The organism is Paenibacillus sp. S28, assembly GCF_016624415.1.
Lineage (GTDB): Bacteria > Bacillota > Bacilli > Paenibacillales > Paenibacillaceae > Paenibacillus_AQ > Paenibacillus_AQ favisporus.
The window spans coordinates 1-10,857 of sequence record NZ_JACVTM010000005.1 but is presented as its reverse complement, the minus strand read 5'-3'; the positions used below and the strand labels follow the sequence as shown (position 1 = coordinate 10,857).

The following is a 10,857-nucleotide window of genomic DNA, read 5'->3' as shown; positions in this document are numbered from 1 at the left end:
CATTTTCGTCCTACCTGCATTTTACCGATTCCGTTCCGATCTCGTAAACATCAATGTGCCCACGATCGTGAAGACCAGGAAGAATCCGGCCATCACGAGCAGATCCGTCACCGGATGGTACAGCACGACCTGCGAGTAAACCGGCGTCCCGGAATAAAACACCGCCCGGGCCAAATCGATGCAATACGTCATCGGCATAATATGGGCTAGAAAGCCGAGAATGCCGGTGGAATGCTGGATCGGAATCATCGCTCCGGACAGGAACATCTGCGGCATGACGAGCAGCATCGAACCGATATCCGCCGTCTTACTGTCTTGGACAAACCCGATGAAGAAAATACCCAGCGATCCGCCGATCAGGCAGAACAGCGGCGTAATGAGAAACAGCCATACAATATGCATGCCGCCTAATGGAATTTGCATCAGGAGCGCAACGATCAGAATGCCGATCAGTCCCACGATGCTGGTGAAGCTTGAACCGATCATTTTACCGAGGATAATGGAATACCTGGAGATCGGAGACACATACAGCTCCTGCGTCAAATTCTGGTTTCTTTCCTCGATCAGGGAGCTCATCCCCGTAATAAGGCCCGTGAACACGCTGTTCACGATCATGCCGATCATCATGAACTGCAAATAATTGTAGCCAAGATTGCCGGCCATGTTCTGCGACAGGCTTCCGCCGAAGATGCCGATGAAAATGATCGGAAAGACGATGCTCACGATCATCAGCACCGGATTTTTGATCCCCTTCGTAATTTCCCGTGCGGCGATCGCCACAACCGCGTTGCTTTCCTTTTGCGCTTTGGTCATGAGCATTTAGACCGCCCCCTTTCTCGATTCGTCGTTCTGACTCTGCTGTACCAGGCTCAGATAGGCCTCCTCCAGCGTCTGCTGGTGCACTTCCATCCGGCTTAATGGCGTTTGCAGACGGGCTACGAGGGACTGTGGCGTTTTATCCTGAAAACGGACCCGGAAGCACTGTTCCTCTTCGGTAAAGGAAACCTCAAGCTCCTCCAGCTCCGCCCGCAGCGCCTTCCGGTCGCCGGCGTCGATCAGCATACTTCTGTCGCCCAGCAGCTTGTGCTTGATCTCTTCCGGCGTTCCGAGCACCGCCACTTTGCCGTCCGTAATCATGCATACCCGGTCGGCTTCCTCCGCCTCTTCCAAATAGTGTGTCGTCAGGAAAATCGTAATGTTTTCCTCCTTACGGATCTTCTGCAGGTAAGCCCACAGCGATTGGCGGGCAGAGGCGTCCAGCCCCTGCGTCGGCTCATCCAAAAATAAAATTTGCGGCTTGTGCATCAAGCTGCGCATGATTTCCAGCTTGCGCTTCATCCCGCCGGAGAAGCCTTTGACCTTCTTGAACAAATTGTCGTGAATGCCGACAATGGCGGCCAGCTCCTCGATCCGCTGCTTATATTCCTTCGGCATCATGCTGTAGAACGGCCGGTAGGCGTAAACGCCGTAGATGCTGACATGGAGGCGGATGTTCTCTTCCGCCGTCAAATCGAGGTCCAGGCTCGGGTTCTGAAAAATAATGCCGACATTCCGGCGTACCTTCGCCGCTTCCTTCTCCACGTCATAGCCGGCGATCATGACCGTGCCTTCGGTTTTGGACAGCGTGGTGGTCAGGATCGAAATCGTGGTCGTTTTCCCCGCCCCGTTGGGGCCCAGGAAGGCGAAAAATTCGCCCCGCCCCACCTCGAAACTGATCCCGTCCACGGCCGGACGTTTGCTGCTTTTATATTGTTTTCGCAATTGTTCTACGCGAATGATGGGTTCCATCTTCATACCTCCCTTGATTCTGGGTCACCGGCCAGGCCTGCAACAAGCAGCGCCAAGCTTGTGAACGGTACTAAGATTAAACCTACATTATGAACTGAATATGAACTGGGGGGCTCCGCATGCGGATCATGCCCCGAAATATCCCCTTACCCTCTCCCCTTTTGATTAAGCCAGCTTTTATTCCCTTGTCTGGTTTGTGGAATGGCTTCAACGGAGCAGGCGGAATCGTGCTGGAGAAACGAAGTGGTCCCCTTTATTCCCGGATTTCAACCTTCTACCCGTTCCATGGAAATCCGGGAATAACAGGGATCAGAAGCATGATCCGCATGCGCAGTGACGATTAGGCTGCGGACTGGACCGATAAAGTTTGGATTTAGTCAAACTTTATCTTGAATCGCTTCCAAATTATTGTATGATGGATATTATTTGCATCCGGTCAATTATGAAAGCCGGGCGAAAGCAAGTCACCATACATAAGGTTTCGTTTGGAATTGGGGGGTTTTACCATGCAACAATCCGCAAAGCCGTCGATGTCCTGGCTGCTGAAGTATTTGAAGCCGGTCCGGGGGCGGCTGCTCCTGCTGCTTATTCTGCTGCTCGCCTCGACCGGGGCGCAGCTGGTCAATCCGCAGATCGTGCAGCGCTTTATCGATACGGCCGCCGCGAACGGCATCGTCTCCAGCCTGCTCGTGCTGGCGGGGATTTACCTGGTCTTTGCCGTGCTGAACCAGGTCCTGACCGTGGCGATCAGCTATCTCGGCAACGACGTGTCCTGGCGCGCCACCAACCAGCTGCGCGGCGACCTGCTGAAGCACTGCCTGCGGCTCGACATGCGGTTTCACAACTTGAAAACGCCGGGAGAAATGATTGAGCGGATCGACGGGGACGTCACCAACATGTCGAACTTTTTCGCCATGTTTATCATTAAGGTCATCGGCAGCTTCGTGCTCCTTGCCGGCATTCTCGGCTATATGTTTACGATCAATTGGCCGATTGCCTCGGTCATGACCCTGTTCACTTTGGCATCCATTGGAGCCATGGTGTTTATCCGCGATCTGGGCGTCACTTCCTCCAAAGATGAACGCGGCGCCAGCGCAGCAATGTTCGGCCTGATCGAGGAACGGATCGCCGGCATTGAGGACGTTCAGGCGAACGGCAACGTGCCGTACGTCATGAACCGCTTCTACCGCTCCATGCGAAATGTGTTCCTCAAAGGTCGCAAAGCCTGGATGCTGCGCGTCATTCCCTGGAATACGACGGTCGTGCTGTTTGCTATCGCCGTGACGGCGGTGCTGATGCTCGGTGTTCATTATTTTCTGACCGACCAAATATCGCTCGGAACGCTATTCCTCATCTATCAATACACCCAAATGCTGAACGATCCGATCGAGCAGCTCGGGGATCAGGTTCAGGAGTTCCAAAAGGCTAAATCCGGCATGCTGCGCTCCCAGGAGCTGCTGGCGAGCCGCACCGAAATCATGGAAGGGTCGCAAACGGCGCTGCCTGATGGAGCGCTTGGTCTGGAATTCGACCATGTCCATTTCAGCTATAACCCGGATAAGCCGGTACTCCACGATATTACGTTCACCGTCCGGCCCGGCGAGCGTCTGGGCATCATCGGACGTACCGGAAGCGGTAAGTCGAGCCTCAGCCGGGTCCTGCTGCGCCTGTACAATATCAACAGCGGCACCGTCCGGGTGGGGGGCATAGACATCCGCGACCTGAAGCTCGAGGCGCTGTACCGCCGGGTCGGCATGGTCACGCAGGACGTGCAGCTGTTTGACGGCACGCTCCGGGACAATCTGACGCTGTTTGACGGCAGCATATCGGACGACTATATTCTGGGCACGACGGAAAGGCTCGGACTCAAGCAGTGGATCGACTCGCAGCCGGAAGGTCTGGATACGCATCTAAAGGCCGGCGGCGCCTCGCTGTCCGCCGGGGAAGCGCAGCTTTTCGCCCTGACACGGGTCTTTCTGACCCAGCCGAGCCTGGTGATTCTGGATGAGCCGTCGTCCCGGCTGGATGCCGCTACCGAAGCGATGCTGCAGTCTGCCGTGGATCAGCTCATGCAGAACTGCACGGGCATCGTGATCGCGCACCGGCTCTCCACGCTGGAGCAGGTCGACCACATTATGGTGCTGGGCGACGGCCGGATTCTTGAATTCGGGGAACGGGAGGTATTGGCGAAAGACCCAACCTCACACTACGCCCAGCTGCTGATTACCGGACGAGAGGAGGACTTGGCATGACCGTAACCCGGTTTATCCAGCGCCTGTTTACGTATAACATCTCGCTGTTTATTGTGAACGGCCTCTTGTGGGGGCTGTTCCATTCCATGCCGCTGCTGCTGGGCCTTGGCATGCAGTGGTTTTTCGACAGAGCGACCGGCCAGTCGCATAACTATTTGTGGCTCGTCGCCCCGCTCATTTTTATCGCGATCGTCCGCATTTCTCGGACCGGCGTCTTCTTCTGGGCCTTTTTTAAATGGGTCACCTATATTTACGACATCCAGGCCATTCTCCGCACGAATATGCTGAAAGGCATCATGCGCTGGCCCGGACGCAACCTCCCCGCTTCACCGGGCGAAGCCGTGAGCCGGTTCCGCGAAGACGTGGATGAAGTGGTCGAATATGTGGAGTCCTGGGTCGACTTCTGGGGACGGTTTGCGTTTGCGATCATCTCCCTGGTCATCATGGCCCGCATCAACTGGCAGATCACCCTGGTCGCGATTCTGCCGCTGGTTGCGGTGACGCTGCTGAACAATCTGTCCGGCAACCGGGCGAGACGCTACGGCCAGCAGAACCGCGAAGCCACCGGGCGCATTACCAGCTTCATTGCCGAGTCTTTCGGCGCGGTGCAGGCGCTGAAGCTGGGGCAGGCCGAGGAGCATGTCCACCGGCGCTTTGTGGAGCTGAATGAATCGCGGCGGCAGGCAGCGCTGAAGGATAACCTGTTCAAGCAGTGGATGCGCTCGCTCAATCAGCATGTGCTCAGCATTTGTACCGGGATCATCCTGCTGATGTGCGCCTCGGCGATGAAGGCCGGGCAGTTTACCGTTGGCGATTTCGCCCTGTTCACCTCCTATTTGACCAATATCGCGTTTAGTATTTCCCTGTTTGGATATATGGTTTTTCAGCATAAAAGACTTAAGGTGTCCCTGGACCGCATGAGCGTTCTCTTCCGGCCGGGGGAGCAGGAGCGAATCATGGATTTCAGCGAAACGTACCTTTACGGCGAACCGCCCGAGCTGCCGGCGGTCGAGCGCAGCTCCGATGACCAGCTGCAAACGCTGGAAATCCGGAACCTTTCCTACACCTATCCGGGCTCGGAGAACGGCATTGCCGATGTGAGCTTTGCGGTAACAAGGGGTCAGTTCGTCGTTATTACCGGACGGATCGGTTCCGGCAAATCGACCCTCGTCCGCACGCTGCTCGGCTTGCTGCCCAAATCGGGCGGTGATGTGCGCTGGAACGGCCGCGACATCGATCCGGCGGCGTTCCTGGTTCCGCCGCGCTCCGCTTATACGCCGCAGGTTCCGCGGCTGTTCAGCGACACGCTGCAGGAGAACATCGTCCAGGGCAGCCCGCCCGAGGCGGATGCGCTCTCCCGGGCGATCCGGCTGGCCGTCATGGAGAAGGATATCGAGGACCTGGAGAAAGGTCTCGATACCTTCGTCGGCCCGAGAGGCGTCATGCTGTCTGGCGGCCAGATCCAGCGCGCTGCCACAGCGCGCATGATGATGACCGAGTCGGACCTGTTTATCTTCGACGATCTGTCGAGCGCGCTCGACGTGGAGACGGAGAAGAAGCTATGGGAGCGCCTGTTTCAGGAACGCGACGTCACCTGCATCGCCGTGTCCCACCGCCGGGCGGCGCTGGCGCAGGCCGACCATATCATCGTGATGAAGGACGGCCGCATCGAAGCGGAAGGCAGCCTTGCCGAACTGCTGGAGTCCAGCACGGAAATGCAGCTGCTGTGGCAGGGGGAACTGACGGATTCATCGGAGTCGGGTGAGCAAACTGACAGCAAAAACGAGACGGTGAAGGTCTGAACCACTTCATCACTTGGGGATAGCCAAACAGCCCCGGCCAAATTGCGGCCGGGGCTGTTCATGTTATTTTCCCATAGACAGGCTTCCCCAGAAATCAATACGTCCACCAATTGCCGGACATCACAAGGAGCGAGAACAGCTTGATGCTGTCTTCGTAGTATCCTTCGCTTGAGCTTCCGGCAGTATACGTCCACACGGAATTCAGCCAGGTTTGGTTCGACGAGGAAGTCATGGCGCTGACACCGAACGGGGCGAAAAAGGCGCCGCTGTTATACGAACCGATGACGCTTCCGTTCAGCTTGTATCCGTCCTTGACGGCGCCCGGGTTGCTGTTCACCTTGCCTTTGATCCAGCTGTTCATCTGGTTCAGCTGATTCAGGGCCCGGTTGTCGCCGGTCATCAGGTAATCGGTCGTAATCCGCCAAGGCGTACGGCAGGAATTATAGGCGTAGGAGCCGTCGGTCGTATCTTCCAGGAAGTCGGCCGGCGCCGGCTTGTACGCGCCTCCCGAGTAGACGACAAAGTCGGGCAGCAATCCCGTCGATGCACTGTAATTTGTATAAATCGAATTGATAATGGAGTAGGTTTTATCAATGACCTTGGTCCACCGGGTATCACCGGTAGCCTGCTGGAACGCCTTCAGATGGTTTAGCATGAAGTCTGAAGGACGGGTCGCCGTAGCGTAGGAACCGTCGGTAGCCCAATCGCCAAGCCGGAGGGTCCATTGCGTCTGGTTCACGTCGTTTTGCATAATGGCGTTGATGATATTTTTGGCTGCCTGCAAGTAGTTCACTGTGCCGCTGCTGCCCCACTGCTTGTCCGCCAACAGGAGCGAATAAGCGATGTCCATATCGCCGTCGGTGGCGGAATCGGCTCCTTCAACATTCTGAAAGCTGCTGTTCTGCTTCCATGCCATCAAGTACGGATTATTGTCGCTGGGATGCTCGGTGTAGTACTTATACAGTCCGTTAAAATAGGTCTGCGCGCTGCTGTCGTATCCGGCCATCAGCACGGTCAGCAGCATGCCGTAGCCATGCGCTTCGGACACCGTCGCGCCGCTCGCATCGTACTTCACATAATATTTGCCGGTCCCGGCCGGCTTCAGATAAGCTGATTTCCAGCTGTCCCATTTGGATTTGACTGCATCGTCCATTGTGGTCTGGGTTACATGACTCGGCTTGATTGAGCCGCTGGTGTAAGTCGTATGCTGAGGAAAAGGCTTGTTCGGCGCCGCCAGCGCAAATCCGGCGGGAGCCATCAGAAAAGCGAGACAACAGATCAGAACGGCTTTGCCGCTTAATGAAAATCTCTTATTTCTTTTCATCACCCATTACGCTCCTTTAATTTCATAGATTAGGAAACAGGTTATGCCTCGGTTCATCTCAGCTGTAACCGCCCGGGACGCCATCGGCGCGGGCAGCAGATCACAGGATTAACACAGTCCCACCCCCTCCGAAAGTTAAAGCGCTTTAATATTAGTTTCTCTATTAGTCTATCTGATTTCCAATTATTTGTAAAATATATTTTTATATGTAATCCAACAGCTGCACGGCATTACGCCGCATATCCTCCGTGCGCTGCCTAAAAGCGCAGTAGGCGATATGGTCCAAGCCAATGTGGAGCAAACAGCAGCGAAGACGCTCCTCCATCTGCGAAGGAAAGCCTCCCTGCCGTTCCCAAACATCATTCAGAACCTCCTGCAGATCGATCTCCTGCCACTGCGGATACCAAGGCCACCAGTATAAAAGCCAGGCAATGTCATACAAGGGATCGCCGTAAATGGCATTTCCCCAATCGATGATGCCGGTCAACCCGCCGCGGTCCACCAATACATTCCGGTTCAAAAGATCGCAGTGAGCGATACCTCTGTACTCTGGAAGACGGGGGGAGAGACGCCGCAAAGCCGAGACGCCGCTATCAAAGATTTTGGACTCCGTGGGGAATAAATCCAGCCGCTCCCGCCAGCCGAGAAGCCGGTCCCTCGGTCCGGTCACGGACAGCAGCTCCTCACTCCAGCTTGCGCGACGGCCCCCAAGACGCCACTCTCCACCATGGCTTATACTTCCTGTATCTACCTGCTGGAGTCCCGAGAGCGCATCAATCAGCCCCGGAAGGATCAGCCGCATTTCCCCAGCCTCAAGCTCATCCAGATGTCCGCTACGGACCCGCCTCGATACGGCATAAAAACCTTCGGATGTCTCTCCGATCAAGGTAACTTCAGGAACGGGTACCATTGGCGGGGCGAGTGAACCCATGACCTGATCTTTTTGAAAATCTTCCACATGAGCGCCGAAACGGATCACCATTTCCTGGCCGTCCAGCGTGAATCCGTAAGCCGTTGACCAGTCTCCGGCACCCACCGGGGCAATATCCTTTGCCCGGCTGCCGAAACGGCTGTTTATAAACCGGACTGCACCAAGAAGATCAATAGTCATGAGGCTTCCTCCTTTAATTACCAGATTACAAGCAGTCTACCAGCCATGTTCCCCTGCTTCAAGTAAAACGTCAAAAAACCGCATCCCTCTCGGATACGGTTCGATTTCACAGCTCCAATTTAAGTTTTTTAGATCAAGCGGCGTCCTTCCGATTTCCGGTACTGCTCCGGCGTCATGCCGGTCATTTTGGCAAAGGCCCGAAAAAATTGGCTCGTGCTCGAGAACCCAAGGTTGAAACTGATATCGGTGACAGTGTCCGCGGACTTCTTCAGCTGTTCCATCGCTTCCCTCACCCGGAGCTGCAGCACATACTGATACGGGGGCACGCCCGTCAGGGACTTGAACGACCGGATAAAATGGTACCGGCTCTGCATCGCCATCGCTGCGAGGCTGCTGACGCTCAGCTGTTCCGTGAAATGCGCATGCACATATTCGAGCACCTGTGCCAGATGCCGGTCGGCGGCGGCATGAGCTATCTTGGGACCGGCCGGAACGGTCCTCTCCCAAATAAGCTCCCGCAGATCGCAGATCATCCGGGCTTCCAGCTCCTCCTCCACGAGCGGATCAGCCATGTCGAGAGCCATCATGTCCGCTGTCCATTGCCGAAACACCTTCGATACCCGGCTCACGTCAAACTGCTTTCTGTGCCGGGGTTCACTGTAAACCGAGGAATCACCCGGGTACAGGCTCTCGGGCCGGATCCGGATCACCACGACGCCCGTGCCGTCGCCGATGTAGAAGGAATGCCGGTCGCTAGGCTGCAGCACAATTCCTTCGCCGGGTGGGAGCGCCAGCTGTTTATGCTCATGCGTAAAATGGCAGGTCCCTTGAAGCGGAATCGTGATCTGGTATTGATCGTCGTGCGCATGCGGCGTATTTTCGAACGGGCTGGAGAAACGGTGAACCTCCAGCTGCGGCATTACGATCTGCATTCTCATGTGCCCTCACCCCGCTTCAGTATAGCATATCGTGCTCTGTCCAAAAGGCAATTTTCGCTGCGACAGCTTCGGGTTTGATCCGCTATGATGGGTAGAAAAAAAGAGGATGTGGAGAAATGTCACAATCTGAAATGACCGTGGATACGGCGAAAAATACGGCTCTGGCCGTTCTGCTCGGCGTCAGCTGCGCCCACCTGCTGAACGATGCGATGCAGTCGGTCGTTCCCGCGGTGTTTCCGCTCTTTCAGCAGCAGATGCACCTGAGCTTTACCGAGATCGGCTGGGTTGCCTTTACGCTCAATATTACGGCTTCCATTCTGCAGCCGGCCATTGGGTACTATACCGACCGCCGCCCGCTGCCGCTGCTCCTTCCGCTTGGCATGCTGTTCACCCTGCTCGGTATGGCAGGTTTAGCCCTGGCACCATCGTTTTGGTACCTGCTGCTGTCAGCAGCCCTGATCGGGATCGGTTCCTCGGTGCTCCATCCCGAGTCGTCCCGGGTCGCCCACCTGGCCATGAACCAGCGGAAAGGACTGGCGCAGTCCGTATTCCAGGTCGGGGGCAACACCGGCCAGGCGTTTGCTCCGCTGATGGCCGCGTTCATCATCAGCCCGCAGGGGCAGCTCGGTTTTCTATGGTTTATCGTGCTGGCCGGACTCGGCATCGCGCTGCAGCTCGGCGTCAGCCGCTGGTACAGCCGGCAGACCCGTCCCGCCCGGACCGCAAACCGTACCCATCGCCAGGAGCCTAGCCGGTTCAGCAAGCGCTTCATAGCGTATGTGCTCGCGATCTTGATCCTCATGCTGTTTTCCAAGTTCGTATATCTCGCCAGCATGACCGGTTATTACGCCTTCTATTACATGGATCAATACCACCTTCCGCTAACCAGCGCGCAGTTGAGTATTTTTGCCCTGCAGTTCGCCGGCATGGCCGGTACGTTCCTGGGCGGTCCGCTGGCGGACCGGTTCGGGCGTCAAAAAATCATCTGGTTCTCCATCCTTGGCACGTCCCCGTTCTCCCTCCTGCTGCCCTATGCCGGGCCGATCGGGTCGGTGATCCTCTGCGCGGCCATTGGCCTGATCCTGATGTCCGGCTTCTCGGTCATTATCGTGTACGCACAGGAGATGCTGCCGGGTCACGTGGGAACCGTTGCTGGTTTGTTCTTCGGACTGGCCTTCGGCATGGGCGGCCTGGGTTCGGTCATCATGGGCTGGCTGATGGACTCGCACGGGGTTGCGCTGATGACGCAGGTATGCGCTTTTCTCCCGCTGCTCGGCCTGTTCGCGCTGCTTCTGCCTAAAGACTCGGTGATCATGGGCGCAGCCGGTAAGGCCAGCAGCAGCTCGTCTTCGGCTGAAGCGCTATAAGAAAAACGTCTATCGACGTACATTCTAAGAAGCCAGACCGCACTTAACGGAAGTTTTTCTTGCGATATAAGGAAGCAAAATCTCCGAAGTTTATACTTTCTTATATCTAAACAAAAACTTTTATCGAAGCAAATTCTAAGAAGCCAGACTGCATTTAGCGGAAGTTTTTCTTGCGATATAAGGAAGCAAAATCTCCGAAGCTTATACTTTCTTATATCTAAACAAAAAACGTCTATCGACGTACATTCTAAGAAGCCAGACCGCACTTAACGGAA

The 10,857-nt window shown here is 55.9% G+C and carries 8 protein-coding genes; 3 read left to right on the top strand and 5 right to left on the bottom strand.

What is annotated here, in order from left to right:
• Positions 1-21: 21 nt before the first annotated feature.
• Complete coding sequence (locus tag IAE55_RS13790) at positions 22-819, bottom strand: ABC transporter permease (protein ID WP_094598014.1); 798 nt, start codon at positions 817-819, stop codon at positions 22-24.
• A complete protein-coding gene (locus IAE55_RS13785) occupies positions 820-1,788 on the bottom strand; it encodes an ABC transporter ATP-binding protein (RefSeq protein WP_200632994.1) in 969 nt (322 codons plus the stop codon). It abuts the gene before it with no gap.
• Positions 1,789-2,294: 506 nt separating this feature from the next.
• Between IAE55_RS13785 and IAE55_RS13780 the strand changes: the two genes are divergently transcribed.
• Entirely contained in the window at positions 2,295-4,040 is a 1,746-nt protein-coding gene (locus IAE55_RS13780; RefSeq protein ID WP_105445211.1) for an ABC transporter ATP-binding protein, read from the top strand.
• Positions 4,037-5,842 carry an ABC transporter ATP-binding protein gene (locus IAE55_RS13775; RefSeq protein ID WP_200632992.1) on the top strand — a complete coding sequence of 602 codons (1,806 nt, stop codon included), beginning with the start codon at positions 4,037-4,039 and terminating at the stop codon, positions 5,840-5,842. The genes IAE55_RS13780 and IAE55_RS13775 overlap by 4 nt, the downstream gene beginning before the upstream one ends.
• Before the next feature lie 94 nt (positions 5,843-5,936).
• Here IAE55_RS13775 and IAE55_RS13770 read toward each other — a convergent pair whose 3' ends face one another.
• The 3 genes from IAE55_RS13770 to IAE55_RS13760 form a co-directional block, all read right to left on the bottom strand.
• Entirely contained in the window at positions 5,937-7,166 is a 1,230-nt protein-coding gene (locus IAE55_RS13770; protein WP_145027189.1) for a glycosyl hydrolase family 8, read from the bottom strand.
• A 202-nt stretch (positions 7,167-7,368) separates the two neighbouring features.
• The gene (locus IAE55_RS13765) at positions 7,369-8,277 is read right to left on the bottom strand and encodes a phosphotransferase family protein (protein WP_200632990.1); all 909 of its coding nucleotides are present in this window, start codon (positions 8,275-8,277) and stop codon (positions 7,369-7,371) included.
• A 128-nt stretch (positions 8,278-8,405) separates the two neighbouring features.
• Positions 8,406-9,215, bottom strand: coding sequence for an AraC family transcriptional regulator (locus IAE55_RS13760; RefSeq protein WP_105445208.1), 810 nt, complete (start codon positions 9,213-9,215; stop codon positions 8,406-8,408).
• Positions 9,216-9,331: 116 nt separating this feature from the next.
• Between IAE55_RS13760 and IAE55_RS13755 the strand changes: the two genes are divergently transcribed.
• A complete protein-coding gene (locus IAE55_RS13755) occupies positions 9,332-10,582 on the top strand; it encodes an MFS transporter (protein ID WP_200632981.1) in 1,251 nt (416 codons plus the stop codon).
• Positions 10,583-10,857: the final 275 nt, after the last annotated feature.